Consider the following 22,343-nt stretch of genomic DNA (forward strand, 5'->3'; position numbering starts at 1 on the left):
CAAGTAGGATGGCTCAATTTTACCCAAAAATTAATTCTTTAAAAAGCCCTAGCGTAGAGATAAAGGGGTTTCCTTATTTGAGTATTTGAGTTAAAATTTTATGTGGGTGGTAAGTTCTCGAGCGCTGCGATCAGGAAATTCGATTAAGCAGCGGAAATCCTTATTCCCAAACCCTTAAGGAGGTTCCATGACAGTGATAAAACGGCTCATATTATGGATTGTGGTAGGTTCGTTGTTGCTCACGGCCTGTGCTCAGGCAACTGCCACCCCACCTGCTGAGGAGAAACCGTTTAAAGTGGCGGTGATCCTTCCCAGCACAATCAGAGACCTGGAATGGAGTCAATCGCTTTATGAGGGGTTACTCAAAGTACAACAGGAAATGGGTGGGCCTAGCAAATTGGAGATCGCGGTTTCTGAAGACGCCTGGGATGTTACGAATGCCTCAGCCGCTATTCGAGATTACGCATCACAAGGGTATAACCTCATTATCGCGCATGGTGCCCAGTATGGGACGTCGTTGCAACAAATCGCACCTGAGTTTCCCCAGACCTCGTTTGCTTGGGGTACCACCACTCAGACCTATAAAGAAGAAGGGATAAACAACATCTTTGCCTACCAACCGGAAGCACAAGAAGGGGGTTATGTGAACGGTGTGATTGCAGGGATGTTGACTAAAACCAAGGTGGTTGGGGTCACCGGACCGGTTGAGGCTGGTGATGCACGGCTGTATAATTTGGGGTTCGAGGCAGGGGTGAAGTCGGTTGATCCCACGATTCAGGTTAATATCAGTTATACTGGGTCATTCTCGGATGTTTCCTTGATGGCAGCAGCAGCAGAGACCCATGTCCGGGCAGGTGCGGATGTTCTAACCGGCACCTCTCAATCGGTAACTGGTGCGATCAATGTTGCCAAACAAAACGGTATAATTTGGTTGGCCTCGGCTTGGTATCAAGACTCTCTGGCTCCAGATACTGTAGCAGCTAATTTGATCTACCGTTGGGAGGTCATCCTACGCGATATGATCGCAAGCAATAAGGCCGGTGAGCCGGGTGGCAAGGTCTATTATTTGTCGTTCAGAAATGGCGGGTTAGAGATGGTATACAATGACAAATTAGTGCCGCCTGAGGTTAAGGCTAAAGCGGAAGCCACCATCCAGGGTATCAAAGATGGTAGCATTGTGGTTGACGTGAAGTAGGACAGAAAAACTAGAGCCCAGCAATTCAAAACGATGCGCTCTAAACATGGGGAGCGCATCGTTTCTTTACGATTGTTTTCTACTCAAGTTTTCCTGAGGCAATCACCCGACGATACCAGTATGCGCTACTCTTCATTCGCCGTTCCTGAGTTTTGAAGTCTACGTAGATCAAGCCGAAGCGCTTCGTATAGCCGTGAGACCATTCAAAGTTATCCATGAGCGACCAGACAAAATAACCTTTTAAAGGCACTCCAACCTGCAAAGCACGCCAGGCTTGAGTAAAATGTTCGCGTAAGTAATTAATCCGCTGAGCATCCTCAATCCTGGAGTCATCAGGGTTATCGGGATAGGCTGCACCGTTTTCCGTCACATAGATCGCGGGAAACCGATATTCGTAGGTCAGGCGCGTGAGCCATTCGAAAAGGCCCTGTGGATAGACTTCCCATCCCATTTCGGTGATTTCGCTTCCAGAGGGTGGGGGGAGGGAAATGGGAGCGAAATCCTCATTCTCCCGATCTCTGGCTCGAATGATTTGGCGACTGTAATAATTCATTCCCATAAAGTCAATGGGTGTTGCGATGACTTCCAAGTCACCTGGTTGGATGAAATCCATAGGGTAATTGAAGAACTGGATAACCTCAGGCGGGTAACCACGTGCAACCAAAGGGTCAAGCAACCAGCGATTGCGATATCCATCTTGTAACCAAGCCGCATATCGGTCGGCAAAGTGAGAAGAGGCCGGAGTTACGGGGTAAAAGTCGAGGGTAATTCCGACTTGAGCGCGAGGAGAGTTTTGGCGAAGGATTGGGACACTCCAGCCATGAGCGAGTAAAAGATGATGGGCAGCACGAAGCATTTCATCTCTGTCCTTGTGCCCGGGTGCATGTTCACCGATCAAGTAACCTAACCAAGCCACAATAAATGGCTCGTTGAAAGTGATCCAGTATTTGACCCGATCACCTAACACTCGAGAAACCTGATCAGCGTACTGAACGAAGGCTTTGGCTGTATCGCGAGCAGGCCATCCGCCTTGATCTTGGAGAGATTGGGGGAGATCCCAATGGTAGAGGGTCACAAAGGGTTCAATTTCTGCCTTCAACAGTTCATCTACTAGGCGTTGATAAAAGTCTAACCCATTGGGATTGAATTTCCCAGTTCCTTGGGGGAAGATACGCGGCCAGGAAATAGAGAAACGATAGGCTTTTAGCCCAATGGCTTTCATTAATTCAACATCTTCTCGCCAATGATGGTAATGATCGCAGGCAACATCGCCATTCTGGCTATCGCGTATGTTTCCGGGGGCGTGAGCGAAAGTGTCCCAAATAGAAAGGCCCTTACCGTCTTCATTCCAGGCACCTTCAATTTGATAGGCAGAAGTGGCTGCTCCCCAAAGAAACCCGGTCGGAAACTGCATGTTTTGAGGCGACACATCGAGTTGAGTGAAAGAAGAAGTTTGATATGAGGTATCCATAGAAAACGTCCTTTGTCGATTGGAGGTCACTGTATTGGGAGCGCTCCCAACATTTTGGTTTTGAAAAGCCGTTTAACGGCGGCCTTTCGAGGGTAAATTACCTAAATCTTAGAAGCGCTCCCAATTCATAGTTCAATTATAGGGTTTTTTGGAGCTAAATACAAGGGGATTTTGGTTCTTATTAATCTTGACGTTTTCAGGATCTCCTCATTATAATTCGCGGGTCATTGGATATAGTGAGTAAAGGATTAGGAGCATAAACCATGGTACCTCTACCAAAGCGCAAATTGTCTAAGGGGCGACGCGATCGCCGTCGTGCCCATGATGCCCTCAAAGCGGTGAACTTGGTGCAATGCAGCAATTGTGGTGAATTGCGATTGCCTCACACGGTGTGCCCCAATTGCGGTTATTATCAGGGACGCGAAGTTATCAGCATGGAAAAAGAAGCCAAAAAGTAGTTATCTCGCCGTTTAAGCCAAAAACGCGACCGATGTTAAAGTCGCGTTTTTGTTTTTAACAAGGCTTATAAAGCACGAGCAATTAAAAAGCCCAGAATGGCTAAAAAAAGCCCAAGATGTAAAAAGAGGTCGGTCTGGGTAATCCATCCATTGGTAAAGAATTGAAGGATTAGGTTCAAGAGAATGAACCCCAAACCGGTTAGAGGGAGAAGTCCCTTGCGCGCAGCTAGATATTCGGAAAGGCGGTCAAGAATCCGGGAAATCCATTGATCCATTTTCGTGATCTGTCTGGGTCACTGTTTTTATACTTCGTGTAAAGGGGGTAAAACGAGCCAGGAATCGCCCTGGTAATAAACCCTGCATGGTGACATATCCGTCGTGATGTGTGACGCGTTCGACTTTCCCATGTTCATGAAACAGTGAGATGAGGTGGCCCTCTGAATAAGGAATATGAACAGTGATCGGAGTGTAATCTTCGTAAAGAGTGGTCTCAATAGCCCGCAATAGGTTTGGGATTCCGTCTCCGGTAAGAGCAGAGATGGGCACAGAGTGATAAAAAGCATCCGAAAGCGCCTTAATCGCAGTGGTATCGGGTAACCGATCAATTTTGTTTAGAGCAGTAATGACTGGAATATCACCGGCACCAATTTCTTCGAGCGTTTCTTGAACGACTTTCCACTGCTCGACCGCGTTGGGATGAGTAACGTCTAACACATGAACCAACAGGTCCGATTCGGTGATCTCTTCCAGAGTGGCACGAAAGGCAGCAATCAGTTGGGTAGGCAATTTTTGAATGAACCCCACTGTGTCAGTGAAGAGTACTACGTGTCCCCCAGGGAGTTCCACTCGGCGGGTGGTTGGATCTAGGGTTGCAAAAAGCTGATCGGCCACATACACCTGTGCCCGGGCTAATCGGTTTAACAGCGTGGACTTACCGGCGTTAGTATAACCCACCAATGAAATGACTGGAACTTGGGATTTGCGGCGTTGTTGACGATAGCGCTGACGATGGGCGCGCACTTTTTCTAGTTCGCGCTTGAGGAAAGCAATGCGACGACGGATTTCTCGTCGGTCTACCTCGAGTTGCGTTTCACCCGGACCGCGCAGCCCAACCCCACCTTGGCTCCCTGTTCTGCCACCACCGCCGCCTGTTTGCTGAGCTAAATTGGTCCAAGCGCGTGTTAATCGCGGTAGACGATATTCGTAAAATGCCAGTTCAACCTGTAAAATGCCCTCCCGGGTATGGGCATGACGGGCAAAGATGTCGAGAATCAGTGCGGTACGGTCTAGTACGCGGACTTGACTACCAAATCTTTCTTCCAGTTCGCGTTGATGGCGGGGGGTCAGTTCGGCATCGAAAATTACCACGTCTGCCGCAGTTTCTTCTAGCAAAGCCTTGATCTCCTCGACCTTACCACTTCCAATTAAAGTATCTGGATGCGGTCGATCAAGGCGTTGGTAGGTTTCTCCCACTACTTCGAGGTCGGCTGTCTGGACGAGGAGGCGCAATTCTGCGAGTGAGTCTTCCAGGGAGAGAGGGGAAGGCTCGTTCCGAATTTCTACCCCAACCAGAAAAGCGCGCTCGCGTGGAAAAGCGGTGGGTTCTGGAATTTTTGGACTCATGGCTTGACTAATTATACTAGGCCTTCTGACATACTAGGCCTTCTGAAGCCACGAGGTCAGGCGTGCCATGGCCTCTTGCAGTCGTTCTGTGGGTGCACCCAACGAAATCCGAATATAGCCTTCACCGTAAGTTCCATAAACGATACCAGGGGTAATACTAACCCCGGTTTCTTCCAGCAGTTGCGTGCAGAATGCGGTGCTGTCTTCATAACCAGTAGGAAGATGAGCCCACACATAAATAGCGGCTGCCGGAGGCTCAACTTCAAAACCCGCCTTTTTCAAGGCCTGGACGACCAGATCGCGCCGCTGTTCGTAAATGCGGTTGCGTTCTTCAATCCAACTTTGGTCGCCAGTGAGGGCAGCGATTGCCGCCAGCAAGATAGGCTGGAAGTGAGAAGAGTCCATTTGGCTCTTGTAAGTATGCAGATATTGAAGTATCTGAGGGTTGCCCACCGCCATGCCAACCCGCCAACCGGCCATGTTGTAGGTTTTGGAGAGGGAGTTAAACTCAATGGCAACCTCTTTGGCGCCCGGGATTTGTAAAATGCTGGGGGCTTTATACCCTCCGAAACAAATATCTGTGTATGGGGCGTCGAAGGCAACAATAAAACGATGGCGATGGGCTAACTGAATGATATGTTCAAGATAAGCCAATGGGGCGATGGCACCGGTAGGATTATTGGGGTAGTTTAGCCATAAAATTTTTGCTTTTTCGAGTATCTCGGGGGAAATCTCGTCCAGATCGGGTAAAAAATTATTCTCGCGTTTGAGCGGTAGTTTAATCACTTCTGCGCCAGCAATAATGCTCGCGGCTTCGTAAACCGGGTAGGCTGGATCGGGAACCAATACAACATCGCCGGGGTTGAGGATAACCTGAGCCAAGTTAAAGAGCCCTTCTTTGGAACCAATAAGCGCCAAGGTTTCTTTCATCGGGTCTAACTCGACCCCAAACCGACGACGGTAATAGGTGGCAACCGCTTCCCGGAATGCCGGGAAGCCGCCATTAGGCGTATAGCCGTGAGTATCCGATCGGCGTGCATGTTCAACCAGCGTTTCGATGATGAAGTCGGCTGGTGGTAGGTCTGGAGAACCCATATCAATACGGATAATATCTACGTGGCGAGCCTTAAGTTCGGCAATTTTCTGGTTAAGGCTAGCGAAAAAATAAGGTTGGAACGAGGCAATTCGATGTGCAGGTTGAATAAACGAAGCGCTCATAATTTATCTACTCAGATAAGGATTGGGTTGGGGTTAACGCCGCTAGAAAGTCGGCGGCGCGTCTTTCAAGCAATGGTGGATGTTTGGGGAGTAGGACGTGAAAGGTAGAACCTGGACAGCGCACTTCATCATAGCCCTCAGATTCTACCCATATCGTTCCCCCATGGGCTTCAATAATACCCTTGGCGATGGGAAGACCCAAACCTGGGCCGCCCCCTTTAAACTTTGTTTTGCCGCTGGAGTGCAAGGCAACATTACCGATGCGGGCAAACTTCTCAAAGATCAGGCTTTGGTCATTGGGGTCAATGCCAATGCCGGTATCTCGAATGGTTACTTCTACAAAACCAGGCAGTTCCCGTCCATGTATCTCAATTCTTCCGCCATCAGGGGTAAATTTGATGGCATTGATCAGGATGTTGCGAAAGGCTTGAAGCAGCCGTTCGGGATCACCGAAAATCATCTCGTCGTATCCGGGGAAGTGACGGATTTGAAATGTCTGATGCCTTTCTTCTATAGCGGGACGCAGTTCCCGGTCAAGGATCTCGAACAAGTGATTTAACCATGTGGGTTGAAGGTTGAGGGAGAGCAGGGCGTTGTCAATCAATGAAACATCAATCATGTCCTCGATGATGTGGCGTAATCGTTTTGCACCATTCTCGATTCCTTCTATCAGTATTGTAATCTCATGAGACAGCGCTGCACGCTGACGCAGTCCTTCCCGTAACATGGCAGTATAACCCTCAACTAGGGTAAGCGGTGTTTTCAGCTCATGAGCCGCAATCGCAATAAAGTCGGATTTGCTTTTATCGAGTCGTTCAAGTCGCTGTTGAACCTGACTCAGGCGATTGGAAATATAGGATGTCTTCACTTCTATCTCGTGATGTGCAAGTCGTTCATAAGCATAATTGAAACATGGGAGCAGTCCTTCGATGAGGATTAGTGCCTCAGGGGGATTTAGATGCTGTTTGATCGTTTCAAACGCTGAGGTCATTAGAATACCCATAAACCGCATTAAGTCACTGGTACTGCTCTCAAGGTCGGTTTGGGTCAAAGATGATGCCCAGCGCTCCAATATGGGATCTAACTCGTGGTATGCACCTTCATCAAGGACGTTGTGGAGTGCTTGAGCGAAGTCATAAATTTGGAGTTGCAGGTTTTCTCGGGTGGGGGTGTTTTCGCCCACCAACCGAACGGTGTGCTCGGTCCAATCAGCCTGAACAAATGCCCACAAATCTTTGAGTTTTTCCATGTTTATAAGTTTAAGCGAGCCGGGCGCTTTTGCCAACCGCTGATTGTTTATTAGGGGACTGTTGATCGAGGGTAAGTAATCCAATGATACAAGGTACGCCCAACGATTTCAAGGCTATAAGGCGAAACTTTATCCGGCAAATCGTGCGTGGTATGCCAATAGGGATAATCAAAATCAATCACGTCTACTGCGGGGATAGATAGTTCGAGAAATGGAACGTGATCATCCAAAATGGCCAGGCCCTCTGCATCTATAAAGTATTCCTGATAGCCCAGTTCGTGAGCGATTGACCAGATTTCCTGGGTGAGTTGGGGGTTGGAATTGCGTTCCTTGGGGATGCGCAGGTTGACATCCCCAACCATGTCTACAATTACCACTGCATCCGGATGACGTTCTAATTGGGAAACAAAATAGCGTGAGCCCATAATCCATTCCCATCCGGGAATTTCCCCCTGATCTTCGGCGTCAAAAAAGACTAACCAAATTTCCTTATCCGGATCTCTAGGTAATGTGCGTGCCAGTTCGAGTAGAATGGCCACCCCTGATGCTCCATCATTGGCGCCTGGAACAGGCTGATTGCGCAATTCTGGGTTTGGATCCCTATCAGCCAGTTGACGGGAGTCATAATGGGCGCCTAAGATGATCCAGGGACGTTGATTGCCTCGTTTGCCAATAAGATTGACGAGAGTTTTTCCCGCATAATTTCCTGACTGGGTTTCAACCGTCCAGCCGTTGGTTTGGAGAGTTTTGACAATATAATCTTGTAGGGCAATGTGGGCAGGACTACCCGGCGTGCGTGCCCCTAAAGCAACCTGGTCTTGCACATCGCGATAAGCGCGTTGGGCATTGAAAACCAGCGGTGGTTGGGTGACATTAAGGATTAATCGCCCAATTGCCAGTAACCCTGCGATCAACAGGACGGTTAGGAACAGACGAAAGCGGGGTGATTTTTTCGGCATGGTAACCTTTATTGTAGTTTGGGGAGTTTAACCTGTTGACGTTCCGGATATCGGCGGAGCCAGGTGTTCAAATCCTCCAAAGCCCGCATAGCCAAGCGTTGGTGCTTTTCCTGTTTCCCTTGGGGCGGGTCGGATAGTTCGGGTAAAAGTCCAAAATTAGCCTTCATGGGTTGAAAATCCTCCAGACGCGCTTCGGTGATATATCGGCACAAAGCGCCTAGCATGGTCGTTAGGGGCAAGGTTACTGGCTCTTCCCCCCTCAAAATACGTACTGCATTCCATCCTGCCAGCAGGCCGGTAGCGATATTACCCATATATCCTTCCACTCCTGTGATCTGTCCAGCGAATAAGATGTTCTTACGATGACGTAATTGGAGTGTGGGCAATAAAAGCCGTGGTGATGCAATATAGGTATTGCGGTGCATTTGACCATAGCGCACGAACTCCGCGTTTTCGAGTCCGGGAATCATGTGGAAGACACGTTTTTGTTCAGGGTAGGTAAGATTGGTCTGGAAGCCTACCAGGCTATAGAGAGTTCCCATCAGATTATCTTGGCGAAGTTGCACCACGGCGTAAGGCTGCTTGCCGGTGCGCGGATCAATTAATCCAACCGGGCGAAGAGGTCCAAAAGCCAGAGCTTTTTCGCCCCGTGCGGCTAAAACTTCGATGGGTAAACACCCCTCAAAATATTTATCTGCTCCCGCCTTAACGCCATGCTCAATAGCCCTTTCAAATTCACGTAGAGGAATGCGTTCGGCGTGAATAAGCGCATCTACAAAGGCCTTATATTCGGCTTTGTTCATGGGGCAATTAATGTAATCACCTTCATCTTGGAGACCGCGCCCATAACGTGATGCCTTGAAGGCAATGTTCATATTAATAGATTCGGCGGTCACAATCGGGGAAATAGCATCATAGAAAAATAAATATTCCTCACCGGTAAGACATTGTACTTCAACACTCAGTGCCGGCGATGTTAATGGTCCAGAAGCGATGATCACCACGCCCTCGGGAATTTGCGTAATTTCCTGACGCACAATTCGAATTTTCGGGTGCTGGCTCAATATACGAGTGACCAGTTCCGCAAAAGCATCCCGATCAACTGCCAGTGCAGCACCGGCGGGAACGGCGGTGGCTTCAGCGCATTCCAGCAGCAATGAACGTAAAAGGCGTAATTCTTCTTTGAGCAGACCGGAAGCACGGTCGAGGAGACGCGAGCCAAGCGAATTGGAGCAAATCAATTCGGCCAGTTTGTCGGTTCGGTGCGCACCAGTGGTGGTTAGAGGACGCATTTCGTAAAGAATGACCTCAGCCCCCAATTCTGCGGCTTGCCAGGCGGCCTCGCTTCCTGCCAAACCACCACCAATTACATGAATTACGCTCATGGTCTGCTCTCATCAAACAGTTAAGATATGGGTATGTTGCGAGTTGATAGTATCCAGGATAAGGGATTGTGTCAAGGCGACTTCTGGTGAATGGGGAAAAATCTTGTGAGCTCTTTGCTCTGGCGCAATATTAAAAACGCACAATTCTTCTAATCTTAGTAATGGGGCGGATTTCCTCTTGTTTCAATTCTGTTTTCCCATTTTATACTCTCAAGGAGCAACTATGAAACGGAAAGGGTTTTTGTGGATGGCAATGATGTTGGTTGCGGTAGGGCTAGCGGCTTGTGGTGGTAAACCCTCAACGCCGTCTCTACCTACCTCCTCCGTTGAAATTGCCTCGCCGACTACCGAAGAGGCATTCGCTAATTTGGCTTTAGAGGGGTTCAGAAAAGGTGGTTGTGGCGCCTGTCATGTTATTCCTGGTGTTCCGGGTGCTGAGGGCACCCTTGGCCCAGATTTGTCCCAAATTGCTGAGGTAGCCGAGGAACGTCTTAAGTCAGGAGAGTACCGAGGTAAGGCTCATAATGTTGTGGATTATTTACGGGAAGCCATTGTAGATCCAGATGCTTATCTGCCTTCGGATTGCAATGGTGCCCCTTGTCAAAAAGGGTTAATGCCAGCGAATTTGAGCACGCTTTTAACCCCCGCAGAGATAGAAGCCATAGTGCAATATCTCTACCATCGCCCTGAAGAGATCGTGGATGCGACACCAATTGAGACAACCCCGGTTTCCACCTCGACTTCTTTGCTGAGTGATGAGGAGTTTTCATGGGCAAAACAGGTCTATTTTGAGCGTTGTGCGGGTTGCCATGGCACACTGCGTAAGGGTGCTACAGGACCTGCACTTACCCCGGATGTGACTCAATCCAAGGGAACGCTGGCTTTAGCCACTATTATTTTTAATGGTACACCGCGAGGCATGCCAGACTGGGGAAAGCAAGGGTTCTTTACGCCAGAGCAAACCGAAATTATGGCTAAATTCTTGCAAATGGAGCCCCCTTCCCCACCAGAGATGTCGCTCGATCAGATGAAACAAACCTGGAAAGTTATGGTTTCCCCAGACCAGCGACCATCTCAACCCCAGACCGGGCGGGATTGGCAAAATTACTTCGTGGTCACGTTACGCGACGCTGGTCAGGTGGCTGTTATTGATGGTGATACTTATGAAGTTGTGACGAAAATTGATACTGGCTATGCGGTGCATATTTCACGCATGTCGGCCACGGGTCGTTATGTCTATGTGATTGGGCGCGACGGACGTCTCTCTATGATAGATTTGTGGTCTGAGATCCCCCAAAAAGTCGCCGAGGTCCAAACATGCTATGATGCTCGGTCTGTCGAGGTTAGTAAGTATAAAGGGGAGTTGGGAGACTTTACCGACCGCTATGCCATTGTTGGATGTTATTGGCCACCGCACTTCGTGATCCTGGATGGGCAAACACTTGAGCCCTTTAAGATTGTGAGTACTCGGGGATACACGGTGGATACGGAGGAATTTCATCCCGAACCCCGTGTCGCCAGCATCGTGGCATCCCATTTCAAGCCTGAATGGATCGTCAATGTAAAGGAAATTGGGCAAATTTGGTTGGTGAATTACAGCGATCCGCATAATCCCACGATCAAAATGATTGAGGCCGCGCGTTATCTGCATGACGGGGGATGGGATGTGACCAAGCGATACTTTCTGGTCGCGGCCAATCAGTCCAATAAGGTGGCCGTGGTGGATGCACTTGAGGGTAAGTTGGTGGCCTTAGTAGATACCCCAGCGGTGCCGCATCCTGGACGGGGGGCTAATTGGGTAGATCCGCAGTTTGGTCCGGTATGGAGCACAGGGCATCTGGGCGATGCGGCAATTACATCCATTGGCACCGACCCATTAGGGCATCCAGATTATGCTTGGAAAGCGGTGCGTGAAATCACCTTACCCGGGGCAGGGAGTTTGTTTATTAAGACACATCCCACTAGCCCCTGGATTTGGGTTGATATGACTCTCAACTCCGATCCTCAGTTGGCACGCACCATTTGTGTTGTGGCGAAAGCAGATCCTTCTAAGCCTTATAAATGCTGGGAAGTGGCGAATTATGGTCGTGCGACTCACTTTGAATACAATCGTCAGGGAAGCGAAATTTGGGTGAGCGTATGGGGGGCGGCGGATAAGCCAGGTCAAACGGGTGAGATTGTCATTTATGATGATCGAACACTCCAAGAAAAGGCTCGGATACCTAATCTAATCACACCGACTGGAAAATTTAACGTCTACAACACTGTTAACGACATATATTGAACCCTTGAGGGCGAGTTTGTTGCCCCCGTGTGTCTTGCAAGCGGGGGCTTTTATTATTTTGAACCAGGCATAAAACTTGCAACTCGAATCACTTGCGCATATACTTACTTGTGTAAGAGATAGAGATTTGCTATGTATCAGATTCAGCAAACATCTACCCGTACAATCATCACCGCGCACTTGACACAGACGATGTCGCTGTTGCATCAGTCTGTGGAAGAATTGTGGCAGAAGATCCAGGCCGAATTGGCCAATCCTGCACTGGAATTGACCGAAGAGCGACGCTGTCCAATGTGCCAGCGTTTGCTACGACCGAACGAAAGCGTTTGCCCGATATGTAGTAAACCGCGCGAGAACCATTTGGATGAGATTGTGGTTTTTATTTCTTCGCGTGATGATTTCTTGCCTTCTTTCTCCGGTGAGCGCGCAGATGAAGAGAATAGTGATTTGCCCGAAGAACGGTTCTTCTCTGAGCCGCTTAGCTTGCCCAATTATGTGCTCCGCCAAGTTATCTTTGACCTTTCGCATGAAGACCAACTTATTGCGGCTCACCTCGTCATGCATTTAGATGATGATGGTTTACTTAGCGTAAATTTGGAAGAGGTGGCAAACTATTTCCATGTGCCTATCTCACGGGTTGAACGAGTGCGGAGGGCTGTTCAGCGAGTGGATCCGTTAGGGGTTGGTTCGTTTACCCCCCAAGAAGCTATGTTGGTGCAGTTGGAGGTTTTGTGTGAAAATCAAGTAGTTCCAGAGGCCGTGGCTCAATTGATTCGGGATGGACTTGATGAGTTGGGTAAACATCGTTATGCTGAATTGGCACGCAAACTACACCTACCTCTCAATGTGGTAAGAGAAGCGGCTCGTTTTATTAGCGAGAATCTAAATCCCTACCCTGCGCGAGGGCATTGGGGGGATATTCGCACCCCATCTGAAGTATCCCGGCGCACGTTGACACCAGATGTGATTATTTCACATCTCAATGATGATCCACAGGGGCCACTTGTGGTTGAGATTATCTTACCGTTGAGGGGAACTTTACGGATCAATCCTATTTATCGGCAGGCATTGTTCCAGGCGGAAGGCGAAACACGCGAGGAATTACGCGGTGACTTGGAGCGAGCATCGCTTTTCATCAAATGCCTACAACAGCGAAACCACACGTTACTGCGATTGATGCGCCGCATCGTTGAGTTACAACGTGATTATATTTTACGAGGAGAGCGCTATTTACGACCGATAACACGCAATCAGATTGCACGCGAACTCGGCCTTCACGAATCAACTATCTCTAGAGCTGTGGCACAAAAGAATGTGCAATTACCTAATAAGCGCATCGTGCCGTTGGCGTCTTTCTTTGACCGGAATAGCAATGTCAGAAGTGCGTTGCGTGAAATCATTGCCAGCGAATCGTCGCCTCTAAGCGACGCCGAATTAGCTGAGCGGTTGAGGCAGCAGGGGTTTAAGGTGGCGCGACGGACTGTGGCAAAATATCGTATGATGGAAGGTATATTACCGGCCCATTTGCGCCGATCCTCTCTACGCTCTCCTACTCCATAATAAAGATTCGCGGTGGAAGCACTGATGACGTTTTATCCTGTTGGACGAAATACTAAGAGTAACCTTTTCCGTAGCCTCATCCTGCTTTTGGATCTATCTCATGAGCCCATCATACTCTTTGATACCCGGCAGAATCGAATCTTATATGCAACGCCGCGGTTTTGTGAATTGAGTGGTTATTATCTTAGCGAACTTCTAAAGCAATCTCCCGAAGACATCTTGGGGGGAGAAAATATCACGGATTATGCCGATGCCACTGACGTCAACCTCACCCTTCAATCGAAGAACGGTAATGTCCTTAGTGTAGTAGGTCGGTGGGTGCCCCTCGGTCTTCCAGAACCTTGGGCCGTTGTGCGTATTTCACCCAGCGAAGATCCATCAGTCTCAATGCAGCGATGGTGGCTTCAGGTATTAGAGGCATTTGGGGAATTGCCGCGCCTCTTTCGTTTACCCAACCTTGATCAGGTCGTTTGGGAGGCGGCGAATTTGCTGGCTCGCCTTTTTGAAGTGGGATACGTAGGGGTCTATCGGGCGGACAGTCGCTTCCCGGCTCTTCAACGTATGACGTATATGGGTAACGAATCGTTGTTCCCGGAAACTTTGCCTACAACCGATTTGATCCGTTTGGCAACAAGCACGGTTTGGATGCCGGGTAAGCGAATCATAACTGAGACCCATCGCATTGCTCGTATGCGGAATTTGAGTTATGTGGTCAGTGCTCCGATTGGCCTTGAGCAAGCGATGGTGGGGCTGCTTGTGGTGGCAGATTGGGAGAAATCGCCACCTCCATTTTTACTGGAAGTAGCAACAATGGTTGCAGGTTATATTGATGTGCTTATTCAACACTTTCTGCTCAGTGAGTCCTTGCATGTAGAAAAAGCAGTTTATCAACACCAAGAACAAATCCGGTCCACGATTGTTGAAAACAGTCACGAGGGCGTTCTTGTTCTCGATACTGCATTGTTGGTTGAAGATCTCAACACGACCGCAGAAATGATGTTCGGATATACCCGAAACGAGGTTATTGGGCATGCAGTAGAGAATATTTTAATTAGCCCAGATCGCTTGATGCCGGCCCTGATCAGCGCTAGCCATGGTAAGAGTTTCCCATCGCTTCTTGGAATCACTTTGCATCGGCGAAATGGCCAATCATTTCCTGCCGATCTCAAGATCCTACCAGTGGAGCGGGATGGCAAGGTCCAGGCAGTAGTGGTTTTAATTAACGACATCAGCGAGAACGAGCAAATCCGTGCCCAAACTCGCCAATTAGAACAGCGAGCGTTCTTAGGCGAATTTATGGGGGTATTCGCACATGAAGTACTCAATCCACTTAACGGAATATCTACCGGATTGCAATTGCTCGCCACCCGATTAGGTGAGGATAGCCCACATCGAGACTTAATCGCCCGTATGGAAGCCGATTGCAATCGCCTGGCTCACCAAATGGAAGCCTTGAAGAGCCTTTCCAAGCCCTATGAACCCAAACAGGAGCCTGTGAATATCGGGGAAGTCGTGAGCCGCTTGGTAGAACGATGGCGTCCGCGGATGGCGCGGCTGAAGATTATGCCCATTGTGCAGGTAGACGACAACGTTCCAAAGGTCTTGGGTGACTGGCGAGCGTTGGAGCAAGTGTTCATGAACCTAATAAGCAATGCGATGGATGCGATGAGCCAAGAGGGTGGTGTGTTGTCGATACGGGTAAAGCGTAATTACTCGGAAACGCTACGCCCTCAGGTAGAGATTACAGTGACCGATAATGGACCTGGGATACCGGAGGAAATTCGCGATCGCATCTTTCAGCCCTTTGTGACGACCAAACCTCACGGTACAGGATTGGGTTTGCCTATTACCAAGCGGATCATTACCGCTCACCATGGTACTATTAAGGTCAGTTCATTCCCCGGCGGTACAGTTTTTCATGTCTACTTGCCGGCAATTCCAGAAGAAGAGGGTTAGGCGTTATGGCAATCACGGTTGTCGTCGTCGAAGATGAGGATAACGCACGACTAAACATCTTAGAGCATTTGAACTCATTAGGATATGAAACTCTTGGCTTTAGCACATTAGCAGAAGCCCGCGCATGCTTAGAACGGGGGGAGGGGGATATTTTTATTGTGGATGTTCAATTGCCCGATGGATACGGCCCAGACTTGCTTCTTGAAAGCAGCCGGCTGCCTTTCCGTCCACCGATGATTGTAATCACGGCTTATGGAGATATCGAAATGGCGGTGGAGGCAATGCGGAATGGAGCTAGCGATTTCGTAACCAAACCGTTTCAACTCTCGCAACTGGCTAACTCGGTCAAGCGCGCCAGCGAGGTCGTTTATATGCGGCGCGAACTTGCGCATTGGCGGGAAACACAAACACGGGGAGTCAATTTTATTATCGGAAAAAGTCCCGCTATGCAGAGGGTCATTCTGCAGGCACGCAAAGCAGCCCAGGCACAGGTTTCGGTGCTCATTACAGGTGAGACCGGAACAGGCAAAGATGTTCTGGCACGTTTTATTCATCAGAATGGCCCTCGCGCCTCAAAGCCGTATATTGCTATTAATTGTGCTGCTATTCAACCCACAATGATTGAATCGGAGCTCTTTGGTCATGAAGCCGGAGCCTTTACCGGGGCAGAGAAGCGCAAACATGGTCTTATCGAAGTGGCTGATGGCGGGGTGTTGTTCATGGATGAGATTTCTTCGATGTCGTTGGACATGCAGGCAAAACTTTTACGGGCCATAGAGGAACAAGCTATACGGCGGGTGGGGGGGACAACAATGATTAAAGTGGATGTGCAAATCATTGCCGCTTCGAATCGCAACCTTCAAGAAATGATACGGTTGCAACAATTTCGCCAAGATCTGTACTATCGCCTAAAAGTGGTGGATTTACATCTCCCACCTTTGAGGGAGCGGAAAGAGGATATTCCTGAGTTGGTGGGCTACTTTATCCGACATCATAACGCTAAACTTGGTATGAATGTGCAGGATGTCACCTCATCTGCGATGGATGCATTGATTCGCTACGACTGGCCTGGTAATATCCGTGAACTAAATCATGCTATTGAGCGAGCCATGCTGTTTTGTAATGGACAGGTCATAGACTTAGGTGATTTGCCTGCGGATGTGATTCAGCCTTAGTAAGTCGTTTCGACTGCCTGGCACGTTTCTTGCATCATTCCCATTATCAGGTCTGGTTAGACAGGAGGATGGGAATGATGCTTTTTGAAATGACTAAAAACGATTTCTTCTTTACATTGGCAGGCCTCCTGCTTGTATTGGGGGTTGTGTGTTTTTTGGTTGGATTGATTACATTGGCCTCGCGTGTACTGGGAAATGATATTCAGCGCCTGGCAACCCAAACAGCCAAAATGATCCAAAAGGGGGTCAGTGAGGAAATTGCTGGCTTGGTAGGGAATGCGGCCACACTGATCGAATCGCTAAATCAGTTGGTACACACCACGGCAGGGATTGGCGTTTTTCTGATGCTAGTGGGAATGTTGTTAATGCTGGCGTCTTATCTATTGGTCACGCGCATTGTGTAGCCTTTTGGGTCTTCCATTTTTTCATACAGGCAGGGTCCCCATGAAGTCGCTCTTGGAGTCAATACGTGTGTCTCTAAAGGAGTCCGAACAAAGGCTAGTGCTGCGTGCCTTAAGACAGGATCCGGTAGTATGGAAAAGCCTGCAAGAGGCTAGTTTAATTGGGGGTATTGCTGGAGATCAACGAAATACCCGTATGGATTGGATGCCGGGAAGATTGGCGCTTGCAATGCTTCGGCCCATCTATCATGTTGCAGACGATTCAACCCTTAAGCAGTTATCACAGGAAGAATCGCTAAAACGTGAGGGCGTGGCGCTTTGGGGGCGGCTCGAACGAGGTTATAGGCCGCAAACCTTGCGAGAAGCGGCTTTGATTGCCCTGGAATTATGGCGTCGCCACCAGGAGTCCCCCTGGGAACAAGTTTTTTCAAATGCACGATTTGAACTAGACCCCGAGCGATGGAACACGCCTCTGGTTTGTCTGTGGGCGTATTTGGAGTCCTCCCGCTCATTGCTTGAATTTTTAGCCCACCTCCCTGAGCCTTTGTGTTATCACCTCAACTTACATACCATTCTGAGTCAGCCACTTTCTGATGAGGAGCAATGGGATTATTTACAGTCTTTAATTAGTGGCCAGCCTTTGTCCCAACAGGTGCAATGGCCGTGGTTTATCCTACAAAGAGGACGCGAAGAATTAGCCAGAACTGCTGCTGGTCACGTTATTGTGAACTCAAAAGGGACGCTGGAATCTATTTGCGAAGATGATGATCCTACTTCATCAGGATGGATTGACCTGAAAGAACGTGCCTTCTGGTTGCATGCTATGGCATTGTTGTGTAATCTGGTTGGGATGCCAGCGCGTAGTCTTGAGCAGTATCAAAAATTGCAGTCCCTCCTTGAATACTGGAAGGCAGGTGTTGCCCTACAACAAATCGCAGTAACACCTGTGGGGGAGGCTCGTTCACAAATAGATAAATTAATGTGCTCAGAGAAATTACAGGACTGTTTTTCAACGTGGGGGTGGGAAGATGCACTGGCATTCCTTGCTCAGTCTCAATCATCTTGGGTGAGCAAGGGTGGGGAAAATCCACCTATTTGGTATGAAATTTTTCAGTTGGCAAATGAAAATAAGAGGTTGACTCCAGAACAGCGTGCGATTGTGGAGGAGCGGTTGCACACATGGCTGGAGGATCAAGACGCAACCCACCTTCAAAAAATCATGATCTGGCTAGGGAAGATAGATCCAAGTCCTCTTCTTCGTGCATTGCAAACACTGGGCTTGGCTGAGATCGGAATTATGGTGGGACAGCGATTTTTGGAAATTATAGCACCCTCGGAAGAGGTCTTGCTTCTAATGTGTGATCTGTGCGACCAAGCAGGGTATTATCATCAGGCGGTGGTTTATGGTCTTCAAGGAGTTCTTCTCTTTCCCACATCGTTACCTCTGCGGCGAAAACTGGCTAAGGCTTATGAACACCTTTCGGCTTGGTCGCAAGCATTAGAAGAGTGGCGGTATATTGTGGCGAATTCTGACTCAGCACCTGACTGCGAAGATCAAATGGCATGGATCAATTGCGCCATCATGGCGGGATCTTACCAGGAGGCTCTAACCATTTGTCAACAAGTTCTAGAAATATTCCCTGAAAACGGCATGGCTTATGCCCACCTTGGGGTTGTCCTAATGCTTAATGGAGAGCAAGAAGAAGCCGCACGTGTCCTTACACAAGCGACTCTTCTCAGTCCTCACGAACCTTACCCGTGGGTGAAATTGGCGGAATTTTATCAATCCAAAGGTGAATCATCCAAAGCTATTGAAACCTTGAGGAGCGCTGCGATTCTTTTACCCTCCTCATCAGAGATCCATTTCGCGCTGGGAAAGGCTCTTTTAGAACAAGGCGGGATTTCTGAAGCGTTGATCTACCTGCGTCGTGCCTATGCCTCGGCACCCAATATTTATGAAATTAATACAGCATTGATCGAGACACTAATGAAGTTAGGGTATTTTGAGGAAGGGCAGAGCATTTTGACTCGTGCTTTGTCTCGGTGGCCAAATGATCCCCAATTTCTCTTTATCAATGCTTATCTCCAATATTACTTAGGTTCAGATCCTCGGCAAGTTAGGGCGTTGATGGCTCCACTTTTACATCGTCGCGACGTAAAGCCGGATTGGATTTGGTTTTATCTAAAAACGTTTTGGCGTGAAGAAGTAGATCTTTTAAGTCTTGAGCACCGGGCTACGTCCGAAGAATTAGAACAAGCTCGTCACTGGCTTCAGTATTTTCTGGCTCAGCAGCCCGAACATCACGAAGCCCAATTGCTGCTTGGGTGTGTTTATCTAGCTTTGAAGATGCCAGAAATGGCTTATGAGATATTTAAAAGTTTGGAAAATGCCCCAATCTCATTTGATCCCAATAAACGAGCCGTTCTTCTAGGTGGCCTTGCGCTATGCGCGCTTATGCAAGGGCAACTCGAGGTGGCGTTAGCAGCACTAGAAGACGTCATTAACCTTTGCCCGGAATGGCCTCGATTGCATGCGTTGCGAATTGAGGCTCTCTCTCAATTGGGGCTTACCGCTGCCGCCCGGGAGAGTGCCCGCGACCTTCTCAACCGCTTCTCAGATCACTGGGAAACGATTGAGTGGGTAATTTCCTACGCAGAACGGGACCAATGGGCTGAGGGATTGGTAAGAGGTCTTGAGCAGGCCACAACACTTGCACCTCAATCCTCGCTTCACTGGTTGCGTTTAGCCGATGCTTTGGAGCAATTTGGTCAAGCAGAACAAGCCATCCAGATTTTGGTTAACCTTGCTTCGCAGCCCAATCTAGAGCCTGAAGTTGTTCCACCTCTTAGCCGACGTCTGTATGCTTGTGGGGATTATTTACTGGCTGCTCGCACCTTGAGCCGACACGGTGATGGCGATCCAGCACTGGATATGGAGCGGAAGTTGCAAGTTGCGTTACTGTATCATTTGGCCGGGGAGCGAGAAACGGCACGTTCGGTTCTCTCGCAATGTCTGGCTCAAAACTCTGAGTGGATACCGATTAAATTGGTTCATGCCCATTGGTTAGTGCAAGAGTCTCAAACGGCGGATGCCCTGAGGGTCTTAGAGGATGTTTTTCGGCATGAGCCACACGTTGAAAATCTTGACACTTTGATCCAAGATGACTGGACAAAGGAAATGCTCCTTCGTTGTGGGATTGAATATTCTTGGGCGTCTTCACACTTCCGTTATGCGCGACTCGCCTTTGACTCAGGAGACGTAGAGGGGGCTTATATCCATTCCGTACAAGCGGTGAATCTTGAGCCACAAAAAGTTGCCTATCGGGCCTGGGCAGCACTGCTGGGTCAAGCGACCCTGCGCTTTGGGGAGGCCGAAGCTCTGGCTGAGGCTGCATTCAACGACTTGACATTAGATTCCGAAGGAGATAAAGGGTGGTCAGTCCTTTTGGCCGTTCTTTGCGGCGAGATTCGACTTGATGAGGGTGATTGGGATGGGGCTCAATACTGGCTTGAGAAAAGCCTGACATATAATCCTAATCATCCTCGGGTGTTGGCGCTTCATATACGCCACCTTGCCGCTTTGGGACGATGGCGCGAGGCCCAAAACAGTTATTATCAATTGAAGCCGGTGTTTCAAACTGCCCGGATCGGACAATTGGATGTGGCTGAGATGGGGTTAGAGAGGGGGTGGCTGGGTGAGGCAGCATTGTCCGTGTTGGATTGGGATGAAGGGATAGACGCATTAAAGGCTAATGCTGAGCAATATTCCCGGATTCCTCTGGTACATTGGCGATTAGCCAAAGGGTACTTGGCGGCGAAGATGGCGATTCGGTGGGCCGATGCACTTGAAATCTCGCGACACCGACCTGATGAAACCCTAAATTTCCCCCTGTTGTTTGAACAGACGCTGAACATATTGAGCTCCCTTACCCAAATAGAAGCAGTAAAGGAATGGCATATATTGGGTCAGTGCGCTTTTGCTCCTTCATACGCCAATATTCGCGCATTGATAGGGCTTCCCCTTAATACCGAGCGTGCGATAGTCTTGCTGACCGCGCTAGCGGAATTAAAGAACTTACCCGGGGCAGCAAAAGTGGTTGAGCGGTTCGAGGATGACCCATGGGTAGGATTTTACGCGGCTACTTTCCTGGGAACGTGGGCGCCCGAGAAAGGGGTGTCATGGGCCCTGAAGGCGCTGGAAGTATTAACCGATTTTCCACCCTTGATGGCGGCGTTGGCACGAAGCGCCCGCGTTGCCAGTAGCCCCGAAGTTGCGCTAGAAGCCTTTGATCATGCCTTGAACCTTTGGCCGGAAGAATGGTGTTGGTTGAAGGAAGCGGCACAATTGGCGCTTGAAATTGAAGACCAGCGACGGGCTATCGTATATTTGGAACGGTTGGTGAAAGAACGACCTGGTGATGTCGAAGCGCGTGTAACTCTGGCTAAATTGTATGTCAAAGTTCATCAAGAATCCTTGGCGTTAGGACATTTAGAAAAGGCGCTTCAGGTATCTCCTGAAGACCTCAATGTCATTATTCTCTATTTACAGGTAATGCTCATCATGGGGGAAGCAGAGCGAGTCAATGAATTAGTGCAGCAATACTTGGAAAAGTTTCCCGCTCATAGCCCATTATTAAAACTCGGGATAAAGGCAGCTTTAGCGTCGGAAAACTGGGAACTTGCCGAGGCAATGAGCCGAATTTTGATTGAGCAAGAAGGGAATGACCCCGAGGCGGTGTTATTGCGGATGGCGTATCTGGAGCGGAGGTTGAACAAGCATGAGGCCCTGGCTTATTTAGACCAGACGATTCGTGAAAGGGGGGAAAATTCGATCTTATTGGCCGAAAAAGCCCGCCTGATTAGTGAAATAGATGGGTTACCTCAAGCCTTACCAATCGTTCAACGCGTTTTAGATCAAGAGCCGAACCATCCGACGATGTTAGAAATGGCGGCTCACGCTTATTGGATGATGGGTGAAGCGGATCAGGCAGAACAATACGCGCTCAGGGGTTTACAAAATAACCCAGAACAGGGAAATTTGCACGATTTGATGGGCAAAATTTGTGCTCAGAAAGGCCAACTTGACAAGGCACTTTACCATTTGGGTGAAGCGATACGGATTAACCCTGCTCATCTGGATTCTTATCTGAACATGGCCAGAGTTTATTTGCAACGTCGCGAAGCCTATAAGGCATTTGAGGTTTTTCAACAAGCTCTACGGCTTGCCCCTCAGGATTACCGTGTTTATCACGAATATGGTCTGGCGCTGCGAGATTATAAGGATTACGCCGCGGCAGAAGCTATGCTTCGCCGAGCAGCCCAATTAGCACCTGATAATGCCATCATTAAGCGTCAATTGGGGGCTCTGGTGGCGTTGAATTTGGTTCATCACGTCCAGGAGGCATAACA

The 22,343-nt window shown here is 48.9% G+C and carries 15 protein-coding genes; 8 read left to right on the forward strand and 7 right to left on the reverse strand.

Annotation, left to right across the window (positions count from 1 at the left end; translation table 11 throughout):
* Positions 1 to 187 precede the first annotated feature (187 nt).
* Positions 188 to 1,195, forward strand: coding sequence for a BMP family protein (locus AC01YT_RS10635; protein WP_476675266.1), 1,008 nt, complete (start codon positions 188 to 190; stop codon positions 1,193 to 1,195).
* A 79-nt stretch (positions 1,196 to 1,274) separates the two neighbouring features.
* On the opposite strand, the gene AC01YT_RS10640 is transcribed toward AC01YT_RS10635, so the two are convergent.
* Positions 1,275 to 2,666: a GH1 family beta-glucosidase gene (locus AC01YT_RS10640; protein ID WP_476675268.1), complete on the reverse strand. Its 1,392-nt coding sequence runs from the start codon at positions 2,664 to 2,666 to the stop codon at positions 1,275 to 1,277.
* Between the two features lie 263 nt (positions 2,667 to 2,929).
* Between AC01YT_RS10640 and rpmF the strand changes: the two genes are divergently transcribed.
* Complete coding sequence (rpmF, locus tag AC01YT_RS10645) at positions 2,930 to 3,124, forward strand: 50S ribosomal protein L32 (RefSeq protein ID WP_476675270.1); 195 nt, start codon at positions 2,930 to 2,932, stop codon at positions 3,122 to 3,124.
* A gap of 65 nt (positions 3,125 to 3,189) precedes the next feature.
* On the opposite strand, the gene AC01YT_RS10650 is transcribed toward rpmF, so the two are convergent.
* The 6 genes from AC01YT_RS10650 to trmFO are packed head-to-tail and all read right to left on the reverse strand — an operon-like array spanning position 3,190 to position 9,558.
* Entirely contained in the window at positions 3,190 to 3,399 is a 210-nt protein-coding gene (locus AC01YT_RS10650; RefSeq protein ID WP_476675272.1) for a hypothetical protein, read from the reverse strand.
* On the reverse strand, positions 3,371 to 4,747 hold the full coding sequence (gene hflX / locus AC01YT_RS10655) for a GTPase HflX (protein WP_476675274.1): 1,377 nt from the start codon (positions 4,745 to 4,747) through the stop codon (positions 3,371 to 3,373). The genes AC01YT_RS10650 and hflX overlap by 29 nt, the downstream gene beginning before the upstream one ends.
* A 33-nt stretch (positions 4,748 to 4,780) precedes the next feature.
* Positions 4,781 to 5,965: an aminotransferase class I/II-fold pyridoxal phosphate-dependent enzyme gene (locus AC01YT_RS10660; RefSeq protein WP_476675276.1), complete on the reverse strand. Its 1,185-nt coding sequence runs from the start codon at positions 5,963 to 5,965 to the stop codon at positions 4,781 to 4,783.
* Positions 5,966 to 5,972: 7 nt separating this feature from the next.
* Positions 5,973 to 7,214, reverse strand: coding sequence for a sensor histidine kinase (locus tag AC01YT_RS10665; RefSeq protein ID WP_476675278.1), 1,242 nt, complete (start codon positions 7,212 to 7,214; stop codon positions 5,973 to 5,975).
* Between the two features lie 50 nt (positions 7,215 to 7,264).
* Positions 7,265 to 8,173 carry a M28 family peptidase gene (locus AC01YT_RS10670; RefSeq protein WP_476675280.1) on the reverse strand — a complete coding sequence of 303 codons (909 nt, stop codon included), beginning with the start codon at positions 8,171 to 8,173 and terminating at the stop codon, positions 7,265 to 7,267.
* Positions 8,174 to 8,181: 8 nt separating this feature from the next.
* Positions 8,182 to 9,558, reverse strand: a complete 1,377-nt coding sequence (gene trmFO / locus AC01YT_RS10675) for a methylenetetrahydrofolate--tRNA-(uracil(54)-C(5))-methyltransferase (FADH(2)-oxidizing) TrmFO (protein WP_476675282.1) — start codon at positions 9,556 to 9,558, stop codon at positions 8,182 to 8,184.
* A gap of 223 nt (positions 9,559 to 9,781) precedes the next feature.
* On the opposite strand from trmFO, the gene AC01YT_RS10680 reads away from it, so the two are divergent.
* From AC01YT_RS10680 to AC01YT_RS10705, 6 genes are all read left to right on the forward strand, one after another.
* Positions 9,782 to 11,842 carry a cytochrome D1 domain-containing protein gene (locus AC01YT_RS10680; protein WP_476675284.1) on the forward strand — a complete coding sequence of 687 codons (2,061 nt, stop codon included), beginning with the start codon at positions 9,782 to 9,784 and terminating at the stop codon, positions 11,840 to 11,842.
* A 132-nt stretch (positions 11,843 to 11,974) separates the two neighbouring features.
* Positions 11,975 to 13,402: an RNA polymerase factor sigma-54 gene (locus tag AC01YT_RS10685; RefSeq protein ID WP_476675286.1), complete on the forward strand. Its 1,428-nt coding sequence runs from the start codon at positions 11,975 to 11,977 to the stop codon at positions 13,400 to 13,402.
* A 24-nt stretch (positions 13,403 to 13,426) separates the two neighbouring features.
* Complete coding sequence (locus AC01YT_RS10690) at positions 13,427 to 15,358, forward strand: two-component system sensor histidine kinase NtrB (RefSeq protein ID WP_476675288.1); 1,932 nt, start codon at positions 13,427 to 13,429, stop codon at positions 15,356 to 15,358.
* Positions 15,359 to 15,363: 5 nt separating this feature from the next.
* Entirely contained in the window at positions 15,364 to 16,533 is a 1,170-nt protein-coding gene (locus AC01YT_RS10695; RefSeq protein ID WP_476675290.1) for a sigma-54-dependent transcriptional regulator, read from the forward strand.
* 74 nt (positions 16,534 to 16,607) lie between these two features.
* Positions 16,608 to 16,937 (forward strand): hypothetical protein, encoded by a 330-nt coding sequence (locus AC01YT_RS10700; protein WP_315623764.1) that lies wholly within the window; start codon positions 16,608 to 16,610, stop codon positions 16,935 to 16,937.
* Between the two features lie 67 nt (positions 16,938 to 17,004).
* Positions 17,005 to 22,341, forward strand: a complete 5,337-nt coding sequence (locus AC01YT_RS10705) for a tetratricopeptide repeat protein (RefSeq protein WP_476675292.1) — start codon at positions 17,005 to 17,007, stop codon at positions 22,339 to 22,341.
* The last annotated feature ends 2 nt before the right edge of the window (positions 22,342 to 22,343 follow it).

Source organism: Thermanaerothrix sp., from assembly GCF_056331585.1.

Bases quoted from the DNA above. Each gene is read 5' to 3' on its own strand.
- AC01YT_RS10635 (WP_476675266.1), top strand. From the start codon at position 188: ATGACAGTGATAAAACGGCTCATATTATGGATTGTGGTAGGTTCGTTG.
- AC01YT_RS10640 (WP_476675268.1), bottom strand. From the start codon at position 2,666: ATGGATACCTCATATCAAACTTCTTCTTTCACTCAACTCGATGTGTCG.
- rpmF (WP_476675270.1), top strand. From the start codon at position 2,930: ATGGTACCTCTACCAAAGCGCAAATTGTCTAAGGGGCGACGCGATCGC.
- AC01YT_RS10650 (WP_476675272.1), bottom strand. From the start codon at position 3,399: ATGGATCAATGGATTTCCCGGATTCTTGACCGCCTTTCCGAATATCTA.
- hflX (WP_476675274.1), bottom strand. From the start codon at position 4,747: ATGAGTCCAAAAATTCCAGAACCCACCGCTTTTCCACGCGAGCGCGCT.
- AC01YT_RS10660 (WP_476675276.1), bottom strand. From the start codon at position 5,965: ATGAGCGCTTCGTTTATTCAACCTGCACATCGAATTGCCTCGTTCCAA.
- AC01YT_RS10665 (WP_476675278.1), bottom strand. From the start codon at position 7,214: ATGGAAAAACTCAAAGATTTGTGGGCATTTGTTCAGGCTGATTGGACC.
- AC01YT_RS10670 (WP_476675280.1), bottom strand. From the start codon at position 8,173: ATGCCGAAAAAATCACCCCGCTTTCGTCTGTTCCTAACCGTCCTGTTG.
- trmFO (WP_476675282.1), bottom strand. From the start codon at position 9,558: ATGAGCGTAATTCATGTAATTGGTGGTGGTTTGGCAGGAAGCGAGGCC.
- AC01YT_RS10680 (WP_476675284.1), top strand. From the start codon at position 9,782: ATGAAACGGAAAGGGTTTTTGTGGATGGCAATGATGTTGGTTGCGGTA.
- AC01YT_RS10685 (WP_476675286.1), top strand. From the start codon at position 11,975: ATGTATCAGATTCAGCAAACATCTACCCGTACAATCATCACCGCGCAC.
- AC01YT_RS10690 (WP_476675288.1), top strand. From the start codon at position 13,427: ATGACGTTTTATCCTGTTGGACGAAATACTAAGAGTAACCTTTTCCGT.
- AC01YT_RS10695 (WP_476675290.1), top strand. From the start codon at position 15,364: ATGGCAATCACGGTTGTCGTCGTCGAAGATGAGGATAACGCACGACTA.
- AC01YT_RS10700 (WP_315623764.1), top strand. From the start codon at position 16,608: ATGATGCTTTTTGAAATGACTAAAAACGATTTCTTCTTTACATTGGCA.